The sequence below is a fragment of the Gammaproteobacteria bacterium genome (assembly GCA_009845905.1).
Taxonomy (GTDB): Bacteria; Pseudomonadota; Gammaproteobacteria; order Steroidobacterales; family Foliamicaceae; genus Foliamicus.
Genome location: VXYS01000009.1, coordinates 69,342 through 86,499 on the forward strand (window position 1 = coordinate 69,342; position 17,158 = coordinate 86,499).

The 17,158-nt window shown below is 66.6% G+C and carries 15 protein-coding genes; 4 read left to right on the forward strand and 11 right to left on the reverse strand.

Annotation, left to right across the window (positions count from 1 at the left end; genetic code table 11):
- Positions 1-10: 10 nt before the first annotated feature.
- Positions 11-1,300 carry a molecular chaperone SurA gene (locus tag F4036_07860; GenBank protein ID MYK37650.1) on the reverse strand — a complete coding sequence of 430 codons (1,290 nt, stop codon included), beginning with the start codon at positions 1,298-1,300 and terminating at the stop codon, positions 11-13.
- A gap of 166 nt (positions 1,301-1,466) precedes the next feature.
- A complete protein-coding gene (locus F4036_07865; protein MYK37651.1) occupies positions 1,467-3,641 on the reverse strand; it encodes an LPS-assembly protein LptD in 2,175 nt (724 codons plus the stop codon).
- Positions 3,642-3,824: 183 nt separating this feature from the next.
- On the opposite strand from F4036_07865, the gene F4036_07870 reads away from it, so the two are divergent.
- Positions 3,825-4,478, forward strand: coding sequence for a nucleotidyltransferase family protein (locus F4036_07870; protein ID MYK37652.1), 654 nt, complete (start codon positions 3,825-3,827; stop codon positions 4,476-4,478).
- On the opposite strand, the gene lipB is transcribed toward F4036_07870, so the two are convergent.
- The 9 genes from lipB to F4036_07915 are packed head-to-tail and all read right to left on the reverse strand — an operon-like array spanning position 4,412 to position 13,696.
- Positions 4,412-5,290 (reverse strand): lipoyl(octanoyl) transferase LipB, encoded by an 879-nt coding sequence (gene lipB / locus F4036_07875; protein MYK37653.1) that lies wholly within the window; start codon positions 5,288-5,290, stop codon positions 4,412-4,414. The two genes, F4036_07870 and lipB, sit on opposite strands and share 67 nt — an antisense overlap.
- A gap of 58 nt (positions 5,291-5,348) precedes the next feature.
- Positions 5,349-6,503 (reverse strand): D-alanyl-D-alanine carboxypeptidase, encoded by a 1,155-nt coding sequence (locus F4036_07880; GenBank protein MYK37654.1) that lies wholly within the window; start codon positions 6,501-6,503, stop codon positions 5,349-5,351.
- 28 nt (positions 6,504-6,531) lie between these two features.
- A complete protein-coding gene (locus tag F4036_07885; GenBank protein ID MYK37655.1) occupies positions 6,532-7,269 on the reverse strand; it encodes a septal ring lytic transglycosylase RlpA family protein in 738 nt (245 codons plus the stop codon).
- Positions 7,266-8,261, reverse strand: coding sequence for a lytic murein transglycosylase B (gene mltB, locus F4036_07890; GenBank protein ID MYK37656.1), 996 nt, complete (start codon positions 8,259-8,261; stop codon positions 7,266-7,268). The genes F4036_07885 and mltB overlap by 4 nt, the downstream gene beginning before the upstream one ends.
- The gene (rodA, locus tag F4036_07895) at positions 8,248-9,327 is read right to left on the reverse strand and encodes a rod shape-determining protein RodA (protein ID MYK37657.1); all 1,080 of its coding nucleotides are present in this window, start codon (positions 9,325-9,327) and stop codon (positions 8,248-8,250) included. Before rodA ends, mltB begins: the two co-directional genes overlap by 14 nt.
- A gap of 23 nt (positions 9,328-9,350) precedes the next feature.
- Positions 9,351-11,231 carry a penicillin-binding protein 2 gene (gene mrdA / locus F4036_07900; protein MYK37658.1) on the reverse strand — a complete coding sequence of 627 codons (1,881 nt, stop codon included), beginning with the start codon at positions 11,229-11,231 and terminating at the stop codon, positions 9,351-9,353.
- 6 nt (positions 11,232-11,237) lie between these two features.
- Positions 11,238-11,693 (reverse strand): rod shape-determining protein MreD, encoded by a 456-nt coding sequence (gene mreD / locus F4036_07905; GenBank protein MYK37659.1) that lies wholly within the window; start codon positions 11,691-11,693, stop codon positions 11,238-11,240.
- A complete protein-coding gene (gene mreC / locus F4036_07910; GenBank protein ID MYK37660.1) occupies positions 11,690-12,607 on the reverse strand; it encodes a rod shape-determining protein MreC in 918 nt (305 codons plus the stop codon). The genes mreD and mreC overlap by 4 nt, the downstream gene beginning before the upstream one ends.
- A 21-nt stretch (positions 12,608-12,628) precedes the next feature.
- A complete protein-coding gene (locus F4036_07915) occupies positions 12,629-13,696 on the reverse strand; it encodes a rod shape-determining protein (protein ID MYK37661.1) in 1,068 nt (355 codons plus the stop codon).
- Between the two features lie 92 nt (positions 13,697-13,788).
- Between F4036_07915 and gatC the strand changes: the two genes are divergently transcribed.
- From gatC to gatB, 3 genes are read left to right on the forward strand one after another with little or no spacing between them, the layout of a single operon-like run.
- Complete coding sequence (gatC, locus tag F4036_07920; GenBank protein MYK37662.1) at positions 13,789-14,115, forward strand: Asp-tRNA(Asn)/Glu-tRNA(Gln) amidotransferase subunit GatC; 327 nt, start codon at positions 13,789-13,791, stop codon at positions 14,113-14,115.
- 3 nt (positions 14,116-14,118) lie between these two features.
- A complete protein-coding gene (gatA, locus tag F4036_07925) occupies positions 14,119-15,597 on the forward strand; it encodes an Asp-tRNA(Asn)/Glu-tRNA(Gln) amidotransferase subunit GatA (protein MYK37663.1) in 1,479 nt (492 codons plus the stop codon).
- Positions 15,598-15,611: 14 nt separating this feature from the next.
- Positions 15,612-17,039: an Asp-tRNA(Asn)/Glu-tRNA(Gln) amidotransferase subunit GatB gene (gene gatB / locus F4036_07930; GenBank protein ID MYK37664.1), complete on the forward strand. Its 1,428-nt coding sequence runs from the start codon at positions 15,612-15,614 to the stop codon at positions 17,037-17,039.
- Positions 17,040-17,158: the final 119 nt, after the last annotated feature.

A 17,158-nucleotide genomic window follows, 5' to 3' on the forward strand; every position in this document is an offset into this window, starting at 1 on the left:
CAGGCCCTTGCTACTTCTTGTATTCCACGAACGCCTCGGCCCGCAGCCTTTGCAGCCAAAGCTGGGTTTCCTCCTGCACCTTGCGTTCCCGCAAGGCCAGGGCGGCGCGCTGCCGGCGCACGTCCTCGCTCACGTCCTGCATGCGGTTCCCGGAACGTTGCGCGATATGCCATCCGAAGGAGCTGCGTATGGGTTCGCTGATCTCGTCGCCCTCAAGTTCCGCTACACCGGCGGCGAATGCGGGATCGAGGTCCTCGGGGGATACCCATCCGAGCATGCCGCCCTCGCCGGCGGAACCGGGGTCGGCCGAGTAAGCGCGGGCCAGGGCGCCGAAGCTCTCACCGGCCAGGATCTGCTCGCGAATCTCGGCGATCTCGCCGCGGGTCGCGTCGTCGTCGCGTATCTCGTTCGGCTGAAGCAGTATGTGCCTGAGTTCCCACTGCTCCTGAATGATGGGGTCCCCGCCGCGCGTTTCGTCCAGGCGCACCACGTGCACCCCGCTGCCCGTGGTGATCAGTTCGGCCACGCCGCCGGGTTCGAGCTGAAGAACATGCGCGACGAATGCCGTGGGCAGCGCATTGCGTTTGCGCCAGCCCAGGCTGCCGCCCTGCAGCGCATTCTGCGCCTCCGAATAGGCGATTGCCAGTTCGGCGAAGTTCTCCCCTTCAAGCACGCGTTCACGCAACCTCTCCGCTCGCTCGCGGGCCGCGTCGCGCTGACCCGCGGTGGCGTTTAGCGGCGTGCCGATCAGAATGTGCGACACCATGTATTCCCGGTTCGCCTCCTCTCCGGCTTCGGCGCCGCGCAGGAAATCGTCCACTTCCCTGGGGTTGAGGTACACCCGCGCAACGACGTCGCGCTGCCTGAGCGTGTCCAGTTCGATTTGCGCCCTGAGTTCCTCGCGGTAGCGGGCGTACTCGATGCCCTGATCGGCCAGCGCGTCGGGAAGATCGCTCAGCTCGACCCCGTTTTGCTGGGCCACGAAGCCGAGCGCCCGGTTGACCTGCTCGTCGGAAATCTCGATGCCCAGGCGTTGGGCGCGCTGCAGTTGTATTTCCCGCAGGACCAGCCGCTCCAGCACCTGCGATTCGAGCACCGCCGAAGGCGGAGACCTGAGACCCTGGGCGCGAATGTTCGCGCGCACGCCGGCCAGTTCCTGGTCCAGTTCACTGGTCAGGACAACGCCGTCATTGACCACGGCGACGATGCCTTCCAGAAACTCGCCATCATCGCTGAGCTGCGCCCCCACCGGCCCCGCAACCACCGCCAGGCACACCAGCACCATCGCACAGCACCGCACGCGTACGTGAGCAGTTTCGTCCCCCCGGTCCTTACGGGAGTTTGTGAGCCAGGGATGGCGGAACAAAGCTCCATGGATGGATTCATGCGTCTCCCGGAAGGACCGGGGGGACGAAACTGCGTTGGCAGGCGGCGCGTGGATCACGGCTGTACTTAGGGGGCTGCTACTAGCGGCTGGGGTAGCCGAGCATACCACGCTCGATCATCGCCCGAGCGTCGCCTCCAAGGCTCGTCAGGCCCTTCAGCGTGACCTGCAGATAGACCGACGCACCGCCCAGCGTGGCGTCGCGCTCGACATGCCTGCGCCACAGCAATGCGACGTTGATGCAGCAGGACTCGTATTCGAATCCGAGGTAGCGCTCCAGCTCCACGTCTTCGGCGAACGAGTAGTTGTAGCGGCCCACCGCGGTCCACCGGTCATTGACGGCCCATCGGAACGCCAGGTCCACGTTTTCCGTCCGGGCCCAGCGGCTGCGGTAGGCCAGGCGCACGGTCCGGCGCGGGTCCTTTCTGTAGAGCACGGCGATTTCGGACCGGCTGGCATTGTCGATTTCAGCGTCCCACAGGTAGCGCATGTCCACCTGCCAGTCCTTGCCGAGGCCGTAGGCGAACTCGGCGATGTAATCCGAGGCCGCGTCCTCGTGGGAACTCAGCCCCTCGAGACTGACCTTGCGTCCGCGGAAGTTGTAGCGCTGCCCCAGGGTAAAGCGCAACAACTCCTTGCCGTCGGAGCCGCGCTGCAGAACGCCCTGGACCCCCGCGCTCAGGTGCACCGAGTCGCCGACCCGGTCGAACCCCAGGTAGCGGTTGGGGCGGAATAGCTGCACGTAGTTGAAGTCCGGAATGATCGTGTCGAAGACCGGGAGATAGTCCTGGTTCACCGTGGGAATGATGCTGAGCATGGCCCGCGGGCGCAGCGTCACGTCCAGCGCCTGCGACCCGAAACGCCGCCAGAGGCCGGTGCGGGCGTCCACGGTCGCGATCGGCAGCACCCGGTAGTAGTTGTCGGCATCATTCCGAAACGGCTCTTTCACGTGGTAGCCGGTCACCATCAGCGACAGGGACGGATTCACCTCGACCGGACCCGCGCGGTAGCGGGCCGACAACTCCGGTTCGAAATGGACCCGGCCGCCCGAGGTCCTTTGCGAATGCTCGAACCAGCCCGTTTCCATCCACAGGCGCCCGTCCACCCGGGGCAGCAGTTCCGGCCACCAGCCATGCAATCGAATCTCGGGCAGCCGCACATGTGGGCGAAACAGCCGCTCCACGTCCGGATGCACGACCTGGTGTCCGGTCACCCGGAACACGACATCCATGCGCTCGCCGCTGTAGTTGGCCGCCAGTTCCCGGCGCAGGTGTGTCTGGGCCTGTTCCCAGAAACCCCGCCCGATGTCCTCGATATAAAGATCGTCGGACACCCAGCGGCCATCGGCGAGCAGGCTCCACCTGTCCGACAGGGTCGTCTGCATCTCCAGGTTGACGTCGTAGCGCGAGCGGTTTCGCAGCTTGTCCTGGGGCAGGTAGCCGAGTTCGATCCGGCCCGACGAATTTCGCGTGATGTAGCGGTACTCGGCGCCGGCAAAAAAGCCCAGGCGCGACAGGTAGCGAGGCGTGAACGTGGCGTCCATGTTGGGCGCGATGTTCCAGTACCAGGGCGCGTCCAGTTCCAGCCCCCGGCGGCTGGAGCTTCCGATCTCGGGCACCAGGAAACCCGACTTGCGGGCGCCCCGGGCCGAAAAGGACAGCGACGGCAGGTACAGGATCGGCACGTCCAACAGTTCCAGGCGGATCCTCCGCGCCCGGCCGAAGCCACTCTCCTGCTCCACCTCTATCGAACCGGCGCGCAGTTCCCAATGATTGCGGCCGGGCAGACAACTCGTGTAGCTGACTTCCTCCATGCGCACCCGGTCCTGCTGCGCATCCAGAACGATTTCCTCGGCGCTGCCCCGCGCCAGGCTGTCCCGCAGCGCGTACTCGGCGGAGCCGAACCGGAGCCAGTCCTGATTCAGGTCGAGCGTGGCGTCCGTGGCCCGCACGCGGACCGAGTCCCCCGAATACACCACTTCGCCGCCGAATTCCACCCGGTTGCTGTCCTGCAACAGGCTGGCGTTCTGCACGTCCAGCCTGTTGTTGCCGAGGCAGAAGGACACATTGCCCAGGAAATCCACACGATCGCCGACGTTCCAGCGTATGCCGTTCTGCGCGGTAAGGCCGATCGTGGTGTCCGACCGCTGCGCGGCGATCTCGCAGGCCAGGTCGGCGCCCGGGCTCTCCTCCCAGATGCCGGCCTGGGCCGGCGCAATGCAGGCCGCGGCCAATGGGGCGAGCAATGAAACCGGCACGCGGGGGGACTCCGACGGTCAGGCAGGCAGCGGCGCGGCGGCGCGGGAATGCGGAATTGCTTTCATGGGCTGATCCTCACTTTACCCAAAAGCCCGCTCGGTGTGTGCCCGGCGCCGCGTGCGAAAATCGCCACCCGGGACACCATGACGAGCGCGCGCAACGAGCTTCGGCCCACGAGGGCGATGATTTTGGCGGCCGGCCGCGGCCGGCGCCTGCGGCCGTTGAGCGACCGCCTGCCCAAGGCGCTGATGGAGGTTGAAGGGAAGCCGCTGATCGAACATCTGCTGGCGGCCCTGGCCGCCGCAGGAGTACGGGAGGCAGTGGTCAATCTCTCCTGGCTCGGAGGGATGATCCGCGCCAGACTCAGCGACGGGTCCCGGTATGGCTTGAGAATTCGCTACAGCGAGGAAGGCGAGTCGGCGCTGGACACCGGAGGCGGCATAAGACGGGCCTTGCCCTTGCTGGGAGAGGAACCCTTCTGGGTGGTCAACGCCGACGTCCGCACGTCTTTTCCGTTCCCGGCGGGCAATCCCCGGGCGGGCGATCTGGCCTGGCTGATGCTGGTGCCCAACCCGGAGCACAATCCGGCAGGCGATTTCCACCTGCGGGAGGAGCGGGTCGGCAAGGACGGACCACGCTATACCTTCGGCGGCGTAAGCATTCTGGCCCCCGAACTGTTCCGGGATTCCGCGGAGGAAGTATTCGGCCTCGCCCCGCTGCTGCGCACGGCCGCCAATGAAGGGCGCGTTGCGGGCGCGCTGTACGAAGGCTACTGGGCGGACGCCGGCACGGTCGAGCGGCTGGAAGCGATCCGGCGCCGACCGTCCGAAGCGTAAAGGCGGGAGAGCAGGCAAGGCTGCAGTTCGGCGGCCGCGTCGGCGAGGTTGTCCGGGCCGCCGAGGCTCGCGAAATTGACCGCGCCCAGACCCTCGAAGCCGCAGGGATTGATCCGGGAGAACGGACCCAGGTCGGCGCAGACATTCAGCGCCATGCCGTGATACGAACACCCGCGCCGTATGCGCAGGCCGATGGCGGCCAGCTTGGCGCCGGCCACGTAGACGCCGGGCGCTCCGGACCGGCGCGATGCCTCGATTCCGTATCCCGCGGCGCAATCCATCACCGAGGCCTCCAGGGCGCAGACCAGGGTCCGGGGCCCAAGCCCGGCGCGGCGCAGGGACACCAGCGGGTAGACCATCAATTGCCCGGGGCCGTGGTAGGTGACCTGACCGCCGCGATCGGACTGTTCCACGGGAATATCGCCGGGGTCGAGGACATGGGAAGGTTCGGTCTTGACGCCCAGGGTGAAGACCGGTGGATGCTCGCACAACCAGATCTCGTCGTTCGTGCGATCGCCGCGTTCGGCGGTAAACCGCTGCATGCGCTCGAAGGCTTCCCTCCAGGGCAGGCGCCCCAGCCACCTGATTCTAGTGTCGTGCCTCACAAATGCCTTGGCACCAGAGCGAGCGGGGCGGGCCAATGCAAGGCGCAGACCGCAGGGAATACTGCACGTATTGCCCAGGGCTGCAACGCCGCAGTGGCGCGCCCCGCTCGCTCCCGAAGGGCACGTCCCCCATGGCCCGTGGCCGCGTTGCGCCCCTGGGCAATGGAAGGCACCATTCCCGGCGGGACGCGCCTTGCCACACGCCATGGGGGACGCGCTGGTGCCAAGGTATTTGTGAGGCACGACACTAGGGAACCGGCGTCGCTTACTCGAACCACAGCAGGACGGCGTCCCGGGTGCGCTGCCACAAGCCTCCGGACGGCACGGCGCGTTCGGGCACCAGCGGCAGTTCCGCGAGCGTCTCGCCGTCCCGGATCAGGGCCACCCGACCGACCGGCTGACCGGCCTCGAGCGGCGCAATCAGGGGCTCGTTCACCGTCACCCTGGTCTCCATCCCGTCACTTGCGCGCTTGGGCAGGGTCATGATCACGTCGTCCTCCACCGTCAGGCCGACCACAGTGTCCTCGCCCTTCCATACGCGCGCAGATCCGAAATCGGCGCCTGCTTCCAGCAGCGTGCGGGTCTCGAAGTAGCGGAATCCGTAGCTCAGCAGCCGCAACGCGTCCTGTGACCGTTGCGACTCGCTGGCCGCACCCATGACGACGGCGATCAGGCGCATGCCGTCGCGCACCGCCGAAGCCACCAGGCAGTATCCGGCCGACTCGGTGTGCCCGGTCTTGACGCCGTCCACCGTCGCGTCACGGTTCAGCAGCGTATTGCGGTTCGGTTGCCGTATGTCGTTCCAGGTGAACTCGCGCAGCGCATGCATGCCGTACAGGGTCGGGTAGTCCCGGACCATGGCCCGGGTGAGAATCGCCGTATCCAGCGCGGTCGTGTAATGGTTTTCGCCGGGCCAGCCCGTGGAGTTCTCGAAGTTCGTGCCGGACATCCCCAGACGCTGCGCGATCGAGTTCATCAGTACCGCGAAGTCCTCCTCGGCGCCGGCCAGGTGCTCGGCCAGGGCGACGCTGGCGTCGTTGCCGGACTGGACGATCATCCCAAGCAGCAGGTTCTCCACGCTGACCCGGCTGTTGAGGTCCAGGAAAGTCCTCGAACCCTGCATGCGCCAGGCCTTTTCGCTGATGACCGCCTCTTCGTCCAGCGAGGTTTCGCCCGCGGCCAGCGCCTCGAACACGGCGTAGGCGCTCATGATCTTGGTGATGCTGGCGGGCTCGACCCTCAGCTCCGGCTCCAGCGAGGCCAGAATCGTTCCGGTTTCCTGCTCCATCAGAACGAACGACGAAACGCTCAGGGCAGGCGGGCTCGGCAGCCCGGCGACCGGCCGCGGCGACTGGGCGGCGGCCGAACCCGCCGCCAGGGCGGCCGTGAGCAGAATGGCGAATACGCTGGTCCTTCTCATTGAATTCTTCTCGTCTGTTGTGCCCGGTTCAGCCGGGCGGAGCGACACCCTGCACACGGACGGCTCCGGAAATGCCGATGTTGGCCAATTGGCGCCTGAGCCGGGCCGCGTGCCTTCCATCGTCGAGCGGACCCACCCACACGGCATACACGCCATTCCCCTTGCGGCGCAGATATACGCCGGATATACCGGCCTGGCGAATCCGGTTATAGAGCCTGGAGGCGTTCTCCCGATAGGCGAAAGCGCCGGTTTGCAGATAGGCGTAGCCGCCCGCCGCGGGCGACGGTTCCGGCGAACCGCCCGCCTCCAGCGCCTCGACCCGGACCCTGGCCGTCCCGCGCCGATATACGCCCAGTTCCCTCGCGGCGCTGTACGACAGGTCGATCACCCGATCGTCAACGAACGGCCCGCGGTCGTTCACCCGCAACTCGGCGCTGCGGCCGTTCTCGAGATTGGTTACCCGAACGCGCGTCGGAAGGGGCAGCGTCTTGTGCGCAGCGGTCATCGCGTACATGTTGTAGGGCTCGCCAAGCGCGGTGGGCCTGCCGTGAAAGTCCTCGCCGTACCAGGACGCGATTCCGGTTTCCACGAATCCTTCGGCCGAGATCAACGGGCAATAGGTCTTGCCGAACTGGTTGTAGCAGTCCTGTCCGGGACGGCCGCCGGACGAACCGCCCCAGGGTCCGCCGACCATGCCCACGATTGCCGAACAGCCCGCTGCAAGAGTCATGCAGCCCGCAAGGAGCAGCACCCGGACGGGTTTCATCCTGTGTCCGCGGAGATTATTGACTGTCCGAGTTGATGCACGACGAGGGCGTACATATAGCTGCGGTTGTAGCGCGTGATCACGTAGAAATTGGGAAGCGCCACCCAGTACTCGGGACCGTCCGCGCCCTGCATCATCAACAGCCCGGCAGGGGTCTCGTCCGGCAGATCGCCATCGAACAGAACGCCGTCCGAGCGCAGTGCTCCGAGGGTCGTGGGCGGGGACAGGCCCCGTTCCTGGGGCACGGCACGGCTGTTCCCGGCCAGCGTTGCGTGCATCGCTACCGCGCCACCGCGGCGCCAGCCGTGATCGCTCAGGTAGCCGGCCACGCTGCTGAGCACGTCGCGCCAATTGGAAAAAAGGTCGCGCCGTCCGTCGCCGTCGCCGTCGACGGCATAGCGGCGGTAGCTGGACGGTATGAACTGCGCGCGGCCCATGGCCCCGGCATAGGACCCCAGGACTTCCGCCGCGTCGAGCGCGTCCTCGTTGTGCAGCACCAGGAAGTCCTTCAGTTCGCGGCGGAAAAAATCGCCGCGCCGCGGATGACGAAACGCCAGCGTGGCCAGCGAGTCCAGCACCAGGTGCCTCCCGGTGATCCGCCCATAACGGGTCTCGACACCGAGAATGCCCAGCACCACCGAAGCCGGAACTCCGGTATCGCTTTCCACCTTCGCCAGCGTCCCGGCGTGCAGGCGTCCGAAGGCCTTGCCCGAGGAGATCCTTCCCGAATCCATGAATATCGCCCGGTAATCGCGCCACTCGACCGTGCGCTCCGGGGCGCGGCTCATGGCTTCGATCACTTCGGGGCGGAACTGCGCCGACGCGAGCAGCTCGCTGGCGTCCTCCCGGTCCAGGCCCTCGTCGCGCACCAGTTCGTCGATGAACGCACGGACCTCGGGAGCGTCGACGTCGATGGCGCCCGCCGCGAGCGGCGCGCACAGGACGGCCAGAAGAAAATATCTGCGAAACACGGACTGACTAACGGGCGAGATAACGTCGATCGGAACGAATGGCCATGAGGATACCGAAGCCGGCCAGGAAAGTCACATTGGCGCTTCCGGCAACGCTCACCAGCGGCAGCGGCAATCCTACCACCGGCAACAGCCCGGTCGTCATGGCCGCGTTCAGGGCAAAACTGAAGAAGAACCCCAGCGCCAGGCTGGCGGCCACGATGCGGGAATAGCGCCACTGGGCGGCGAATGCGATCTGCAGCATGCGCACCGTAATGGCAATGAACAGCAGCATCGCCACGACAACGCCCACAAAGCCGAATTCCTCGCTGATTACCGCGAATATGAAGTCCGTCGTCGGTTCGGGGAGAAATCCGAACTGCGCCTGGCTGCTCTGCATGAAGCCCTTGCCGAAAGCGCCGCCGGAACCGATGGCGATCTTCGACTGAATGATGTGGTAGCCGGCGCCCAGCGGGTCGGACTCCGGATTCAGCACGCTCAGGATTCTCTGGCGCTGATAGTCATGCAGACTCACCCACAGCGCCGGAATCGCCAGAACGCCCATCGCCGCCCCGCCGTAAATGAACTTGCGGTTCAGGCCGGCCAGAAGCAGCGCGATGAAACCGAAACAGCCGATCACGACGGTGGTTCCCAGATCGGGCTGGCGGCTGACCAGCAGAGCCGGCGCCACGATCAGCAGCAGGACCGCGAGGGTCTTCATGAATCCGGGCCGTTCCCGCGAGCCATGGAAAAGGCAGGCCACCATCAGCGGAACCGCCAGCTTGGCGAACTCGGACGGCTGAAAGCGGACCCCGAGATCAAGCCAGCGGCGGGCGCCGCCGCCTTCTTCACCGATAACCAGCACCAGGGCCAGCAATACCATTACCGCACCGTATGCCCAGGGCGTCGCGCGGATCATGAATCGAGGGCTGATCTGGGCGAGAACCAGCATCAGACCGAGCCCGATCACCAGGCGCGAAGCCTGGAAGAGCACGACATCGCCGCTGCCGCCGGATGCGCTGAACAGGACCGCCAGCCCGCCCGCCATAAGCAGCATGACCCACACGAGCAGCCAGCCGTCCAGTTTCAGGCGCTGCAGCACCCCCATGTCGTGCTGAGCCACCAGCATGTTCATTGCGCACGGGCCACCAGGTCCGGCGGCGCATTGCCCGCCAGGTAGGTCTCGAGAAGACGGCTGGCCACCTCGGCGGCGGGGCCGGAGCCCGAACCGCCGTTCTCCACGATCACGGCAATCGCAATGACGGGATCGTGGACCGGGGCGAAAGCCACGAACAGCGAATGGTCCCGGAAGCGCTCCTCGACCTCTTCGGGCATCTCCTCGTCGTCCTGCGGCATCGCCCGCACCTGCGAGGTCCCGGTCTTGCCCGCCATCCGGAAGTCGAGCCGCGCGCCGGTGGCCCTGGCGGTTCCGCGCGGTCCGTGAACGACGGCAACCATGGAATCGACGACCGTGCGCCAGTGTTCCACCGCTTCCGGAGCCAGCGTGCCGGTCTGCACCGGCGGCATCCGCACCAGGTTGCCGCTTGCCGGGTCGCGGATGGCCTCGACCAGCCGCGGCCTGTAGCGCCGCCCCCGCATCGCAACCTGCGCGACCGCCTGCGCGAGTTGCAGGGGCGTCACCGTCAGGTAGCCTTGGCCAATACCCGCCACGACGGTATCGCCCGGGAACCAGGGTTGCTGCGCGGGATCGATGAAATTGGCGCGTTTCCACGCCCTGGAGGGCACGATTCCTGCACTCTCGCCGGCCACGTCCAGGCCGGTCGGCGTGCCGAAGCCGAATTGAACGAGACTGTCATGCAAGCCTTCAACATTCATGTCGCGCGCCAGTCGGTAGAAATAGACGTCGCACGACTCGGCGACGGCATCATGCAGATTCATCGGGCCATGGCCTTCCCGCTTCCAGTCCCGGAAGACCCGCCGACTCCCCGGCAGCCGGAAGCTGCCCCAGCAATTGACGCTATGGTCCGCCTCGCGATGCCCGGCCGTCAGGGCGGAGAACGCCAGCATCGGCTTGATGGTCGAGCCCGGAGGATAGGTTCCGCGCACTGCCCGGTTGAACATGGGCCGGTCGGTGTTGCGGTTCAGTTCGGCAAAGGTGGCGCTGTCCATGCCGGCAACGAAATCGTTGGGATCAAAAGCCGGGCTGCTGACCAGGACCAGCACGCCGCCGTCCCGGGGATCGATTGCGACTACCGCGCCCCTTCGCGATTCCATGGCGGCGTACGCCTCCGCCTGAAGGTTTCTGTCCAGCGCCAGGAGCAGGTCGGCCCCCGGTTCCGGTTCCAGTTCGCGCGTGCGCGAAAGCGGACGCCCGTAAGCATTGGTAACGACTCGCTCGCTGCCCGCGCTGCCGCGCAGATAGTCCTCGTAACTGCCCTCCACGCCGGTCTTGCCGAGGTGGGATATACCGGCGTACTTTTCCGGTTCCAGGCGCGCCTTGTCCTCGGCGCTCACCGCGGTCACGTAACCCAGTCCGTGAGCGCCGGCCGCACCCAGGGGGTATTCCCTGAGCAGCAATCCCTCGATGTCCACACCGGCGAAACGGTGCCGCACAACCGCAAACCTGGCGACCAGCTCGTCGTTCAGGCGGGTCCGTATCGGAATGGCCTCGAAGGGCTGTGAGCGTCGCGAGGATTCAATCAGCTCGGGCTGGGTGTCCGCATCGAGGATTCCGGAATGCGCCAGGCGCTCGAGCGTGCCGGCCAGGTCATCGACCTGTTCCGGTACCAGGGTCAGGCGGAATCCGGCCCGGTTGGCCACGATTACTTCCCCGTTGCGGTCGAGGATGACGCCGCGCCGCGGTGGCACCTTGCGGCCCTGCACCTGGTTGCCCAGGGCCTGTCCGGCGTAGTAGCCGTGCTGGATCAATTGCAGGTAACTCAGTCGGGCAAGAAGCACGCACGACAGGAGCCCCAGCAGAAAAACCAGATAGGTGGCCCGCCGGACGAGCGTGCCCTGCTCCACGTGCCGGCTTGGCGGGCGGGTCGCCATGCGCGGTCAGACCCTGAGGAACAGGAACGCGATCAGGATCAGCACGCCCCCGCTCATCAGGCTGCTTGCAAGCCCGGCCCAGGAGCCCGCGTAATCGAACCAGCCCCCGATCAGCGCCACGACACTCAGGTACGCCGTCATCATCAGCATCGCCAGGAGAAACCTGAGCCAGGGAGGCGACGAGACGACCCAGTGGCGCATATTGGCGGCCAGAAAAACCAGCAAGGTGGCCGCCAGCGCGTGCAGACCCAGTGGCGAGCCCACCAGCAGGTCCTGAAGCAGCCCGGCGACTGCCGCCAGCGCAAGACGCGCGTCCTCGGGAGCGGCCAGGACCAGCCAGATCAGCGCGACGGCCAGCCAGGGAGGCTGCCACAGGCCCACGAGCTGCGGCAGCGGCACCACGCTTATCAGCAAGGCCACGCCCACAAGCGCGTAGTTCCGCGCAACGGCGCCTTCCGTCATGATCCTGCGGCGGCGGCGGGTGAGTCGCCGTTGACCGGGCCCGGTTCCGCGCCCGGCTGCAGCGGCTCCGAACGCAGCAAAAGCACCTGGCGCGGACTTTCGAGGTTGGCGGAGGGCGTCACGAAGGCTTCCAGGAAAGCCTCGCCCGAAGAGTTGCGGACATCCTCCACCACGCCGACCCGCAATCCCGCGGGGAACAGGCCGCCGCTGCCGGAACTGACCACGGTATCCCCCTGGTTCACGTCGGCATGGGCCGGCACGAAAGGCAGCAGCAGGCGATGATCCCTGCGGCCGGTGCCCAGGGCTATCGCCTGCAGTCCGGTGCGCTCGAACATGACCGGCAGGGCGTGATTGGCGTCGCTGATCAGCAGCGCCTCCGAAGTAACGAGGTAGTCGCGGGTCACCTGGCCGACCACCCCGCCGGAATCGACTACCGGCTGTCCGATATACGCCCCCTGCCGGCTGCCCTTGTTCAGGGTCACTCGGTGGCGGGAGGGATCCGGATTTCCGGGCAGGGTCTCAGCCGTCAGATTGTCCGAGCCGAGCTGGGCGTTCAGCGTGTGCAGCGAACGCAACACTTCGTTCTCGGATTTCAGCGCCGCCATCTGCTGCAAGTCCACGTCCTGCCGCAACAGCTGCGTGCGCAGGTCCTGGTTTTCGCGCATCAGGGACGATTGATCGCGGAAATAGCCCTGAACCCCGCGAAAGCCGCCGGAAACGAGGCGCACGGTCGCCTGCACCGGCACAAGCATCAATTCACCGACCCCGCGCACCTTCTGGACGGCGGGAAAGTTCGCTTCGACGACCAGCAGGCCGAAACTCAACAGGCAGATCAGCAGGCACTCGCCGGCGCGGCTCGGCCCTTTTCGCCTTCGAAAGCGATCCGCCCTGAGCGTTGCGGTCCACCGGGTCACGGCGCTACCCCATCTGACCCCTCAGTCCCACCGCGGGCCGGCGATCTCGCTGGCGAAACGCACCGTTCCCTGGGTTTCCACCAGGTGTCCGCAACCGCGCACCACGCAGGTCAACGGATCCTCGGCCACGAAGGCGGGTACCGCCGCGCGTTCCCGTATGAGCGAATCCAGCTTCGGCAGCAGCGCGCCGCCGCCGGCCAGGACCAGGCCGCGCTGGCTGATGTCGGCGCCCAGCTCCGGCGGGGTATGCGAGAGGACGTCCAGCACCGCCTGCACGATTTCCTCCAGGGTGTCGTTCAGGGCGTCGCGCACCTCGTTGCTGTTCAGCGTGAACTGGGAGTGCAGGCCGCGGGAAAGACTGCGTCCGTGCAACTTGATTTCGCTGATTTCCTCGCCGGGGTAGGCGCTGGCCACCTCGCGCTTGATCACTTCGGCCTGGCTGGGTCCGATCGACATACCGTGGTTGCGCCGCACGTACTGCACGATGGCGTCGTCCATCCGGGTTCCGCCGGCCTTGACGGAGCGCGCGTAGACCACGCTCGACATCGACAGGACCGCGACTTCCGAGGTGCCGCCGCCAATGTCCACCACCATGTTGCCGCAGGGCCGGTGGACCGGCAGCCCCGCGCCTATGGCCGCGACGATGGGCTCGTCCACGACGAACACCTCGCGCGCGCCCGCGTCGCGGGCCGATTCCTCAATGGCCCGGCGATCCACCGGCGTGGCCCCGTGCGGGACGCAGATCACCAGGCGACGGACGGCCGGGCGAAAGAAACCCAGGCCCAGGGCCTTGATGATGAAATGCTTGAGCATCTGCTCGGCGACTTCGTAGTTGGCGATCACGCCATCCTTCAGGGGCTTGACGATCTGCAGATCGCACGGCGTGCGTCCCAGCATTCCGAACGCTTCCGCGCCGATGGCCAGCACGCCGTCCGAACCGACATCGGCCCCGCGCCGAAGCGCAACGACGGAGGGCTCGTTCAGGACGATCCCCCTCCCGCAGACGTATACAAGGGTGTTGGCGGTGCCCAGATCTATGGCCAGATCCACGGCCAGCCGCTCTATGAAACCACGGACAAAATTGCTCATCGGCCCAGCACATCCCTGGGAGCGGACACTCCCTTGAAATCCCGCAAATCATAGCAGATCGAGCAAAACAGCCCTATAGTATTCGCCGCGAAATGAACAACCTCCAGACACCCAGGGACCCTGAGCCGGCCGACGATTTCTCGGACGAGGAACTGCTGCGCGTGGCGCAACTGACCCGCCTTGCGCTGGAGGAAGGCGAGAAGGAAGAGCTGGTCAGCACGCTGCGCCGGATCATCGGATTCGTGCAGGTATTGCAGCAGCTCGATACCGGCGACGTGGAACCCATGGTGCATCCGCTGGATCTCGCGCTCCCCCTGCGAACCGACGAAGTCACGGAGACCGATGTGCGCGCGGACGCACAGGCCTGCGCGCCGGATGTCGTGGACGGCCTGTACCGCGTGCCCAGGGTCATCGAGTAGCCGATGATCGACTTCTCGCTGAGCGGTCTTCGACGCGCGCTGGACTCGGGCGACATCGGCAGCGTGGAACTCACGCAGGCGTGCCTGGACCGGATAGAGGAACGGAATCCCGAGCTGAACGCGTTCCTGACCGTGTGCGGCGAATCGGCGCTCGACGGGGCGCGCCGGGCCGATGCCGGCCGGACGAACGGCGGCGCCCTGGCGGGGATACCCCTGGCCCACAAGGACATCTTCTGTACCCGGGGCGTGCGCACCACGGCCGGATCGCGAATCCTGGACAACTTCGTTCCGCCCTACGACGCCACCGTCGTGGAACGGCTGGCGGCGGACGGGGCGTTGCTGATCGGCAAGACCAACATGGACGAATTCGCGATGGGCTCGTCCAACGAGACGAGCTATGCCGGGCCGGTTCGCAATCCCTGGAACCCTTCCCGCTCGCCGGGCGGATCGTCGGGCGGATCGGCCGCCGCCGTAGCCGCCGGCCTGGTTCCGGCGGCGACCGGCACGGACACCGGCGGATCGGTGCGCCAGCCGGCGGCCATGTGCGGGCTGACCGGCTTCCGGCCGAGCTACGGGCGGATTTCGCGCTACGGAATGATCGCGTTCGCCTCGAGCCTGGACCAGGCCGGCTCTATTACTCGCACGGCCGAGGACGCGGCCCTGCTGCTGGACAGCATGGCCGGCCACGATCCGCGTGACTCGACCTGCGCGGAGCGCGACGGCGAGGACTACTCGGGCTCCCTGCAGGGTATGAAGGGCAATGTGCTCAAGGGCGTGCGCGTAGGTATCGTGAAGGAGTTCATGGACGAGGGCCTGGACGCCCGCTGCCGGCAGGTGTTCGTCGACAACATGGAAACCCTGCGCGGCATGGGGGCGGTCGTTACCGAAGTTTCGCTGCCGCGGCTGCCGCTCTCGGTTCCGGTCTATTACGTCGTCGCGCCCGCCGAGTGCTCGTCCAACCTGTCGCGCTTCGACGGCGTGCGATTCGGTCTCCGCGAAGCGGGCGCCGACAGCCTGGAGGAACTGTATACAAGGACCCGCCGGGCGGGCTTCGGCGAGGAGGTCCGGCGCCGCATACTGGTGGGTGGCTGGGTGCTGTCCAAGGGGTACTTCGACGCCTATTACCTGCAGGCGCAGCGCGTGCGCCGGCTGGTCGCGGCCGATTTCGGCAAGGCCTTCGAAACGGTGGACCTGCTGGCGGGACCGACCGCACCCGCTCCGGCGTTCGGGATCGGCGAGAAGATCGACGACCCGATCCAGATGTACTTGAACGACGTCTATACCATCGGCGCCAGCCTGGCCGGAATCCCCGCCATTTCGATTCCCGCCGGTACGGTGGACGGGCTGCCGGTGGGATTGCAGCTCATGGGCCGGCCGTTTGCCGAGGTGGAAGTATTGCGCGCCGCGCACGCCTACCAACTGGAAACGGACTGGCATCGACTGTGGCCGCCAGGCGCGTCGGCGCCCGTCGGCTCGGCTTGACGGGAGATCGCGCGATGGAATTCGAGGTGGTCATCGGGCTGGAAATACACGTCCAGCTTGCCACGCGCAGCAAGATGTTCTCGGGCGCATCGACGGTGTTCGGGGCCAGCCCCAACACCCAGGCCTGCCTGGTCGACCTCGGCTTTCCGGGCACGCTGCCGGTGGCCAACCGCCAGGCCGTGGCCATGGCCGCCCGGTTCGGACTGGCGACCGGCGGAGAGGTCGCGCGCCGTTCGGTGTTTGCGCGCAAGAACTACTTCTATCCCGACCTGCCCAAGGGCTACCAGATTTCGCAGTTCGAACTGCCCATCGTGAGCGGCGGATCGGTGGAAGTGGCCGTTGCCGGCGAGCCGGCCCGGCAGATCGAACTGACTCGCGCGCATCTTGAGGAGGACGCAGGAAAGTCCCTGCACGACGCCATGCCCAACGCCACCGGCGTGGACCTCAACCGGGCGGGTGCTCCGCTTCTCGAAATCGTGACCGAGCCGCAACTGCGGTCCCCGGAGGAGGCCTCCGCATGCATGCGCGGCATCCACCAGTTGGTGACCTGGATCGGTATCTCCGACGGCGCGATGCAGGAGGGTTCGTTGCGCTGCGACGCCAACATCTCGCTCAGGAAGCCCGGGGACACGGAGTTGGGGACGCGCACCGAAATCAAGAACCTCAATTCCTTCCGGTTCGTGGAACGCGCGCTGCATTCCGAAATCCTGCGCCAGGCCGAAGTGCTGCGCCAGGGAGGAAGCATCGCGCAGGAGACCCGCCTGTACGACGCCGTGCTGGATACGACCCGGCCGATGCGCGACAAGGAGCAGGCCAACGACTATCGCTATTTCCCCGATCCGGACCTGCCGCCGCTGGCCCTGGAGCCCGGGTTCCTGGAGGAATTGCGCGGAACCCTTCCCGAACTGCCGCAGGAACGCCGCGCCCGGTTCCGTTCGGACTACGGCCTGTCCGCCGAAGACGCCCGGCGGCTTTGCGAGAGCCGGGCGACGGCTGACTATTTCGAGAGCGCCGGCGAGGCCTGCGGGGACATGCAGCTGGCGGCGCGCTGGACCAGCGGCGAACTGGCCGCCGCGCTGAACCGCGACGGCCTGGACATTGCCGACAGCCGGGTGAGCGCCGACGATCTGGGAGTGTTGCTGTCCCGTCTGCGCGACGGCTCGCTTTCCGGCAAACTGGGCAAGGAAGTGTTCCAGGCAATGTGGGCCGGCGAGGGAAGCGCCGACGACATCATCAAAGAGCGCGGTCTTCGCCAGATCTCGGACGCCGGAGCGCTTGAAGGCGTCATTCAAGAGGTCATGGAGCAGCACGCCGAACAGGTACGGCAGTACCGGGAAGGCAACACCCGGGTGTTCGGCTTTCTGGTCGGCCAGGTGATGCGCGCCACCAGGGGCCAAGCCAACCCGCAGATCGTCAATGAGCTGCTCCGCAAACGCCTGTAGCAGCATGCCATGGCGCTTTGATATCGCCCTTCATTGCCCCCTTTCCTCCGGGGGACGCATAAACCCGTCCATGGGGCTCGGTTCCGCCATCCTGGCTCCACACGCCCCCAGAGGAAAGG

Coding starts and splice junctions, on each gene's coding strand:
- F4036_07870 (MYK37652.1), top strand. CDS start 3,825: ATGATTTTGGCGGCCGGCCGCGGCCGGCGCCTGCGGCCGTTGAGCGAC.
- gatB (MYK37664.1), top strand. CDS start 15,612: ATGGAATTCGAGGTGGTCATCGGGCTGGAAATACACGTCCAGCTTGCC.
- mrdA (MYK37658.1), bottom strand. CDS start 11,231: ATGGCGACCCGCCCGCCAAGCCGGCACGTGGAGCAGGGCACGCTCGTC.
- F4036_07915 (MYK37661.1), bottom strand. CDS start 13,696: ATGAGCAATTTTGTCCGTGGTTTCATAGAGCGGCTGGCCGTGGATCTG.
- rodA (MYK37657.1), bottom strand. CDS start 9,327: ATGGGGGTGCTGCAGCGCCTGAAACTGGACGGCTGGCTGCTCGTGTGG.
- F4036_07885 (MYK37655.1), bottom strand. CDS start 7,269: ATGAAACCCGTCCGGGTGCTGCTCCTTGCGGGCTGCATGACTCTTGCA.
- mreD (MYK37659.1), bottom strand. CDS start 11,693: ATGACGGAAGGCGCCGTTGCGCGGAACTACGCGCTTGTGGGCGTGGCC.
- gatC (MYK37662.1), top strand. CDS start 13,789: ATGAACAACCTCCAGACACCCAGGGACCCTGAGCCGGCCGACGATTTC.
- F4036_07880 (MYK37654.1), bottom strand. CDS start 6,503: ATGAGAAGGACCAGCGTATTCGCCATTCTGCTCACGGCCGCCCTGGCG.
- gatA (MYK37663.1), top strand. CDS start 14,119: ATGATCGACTTCTCGCTGAGCGGTCTTCGACGCGCGCTGGACTCGGGC.
- lipB (MYK37653.1), bottom strand. CDS start 5,290: ATGGCGTGTGGCAAGGCGCGTCCCGCCGGGAATGGTGCCTTCCATTGC.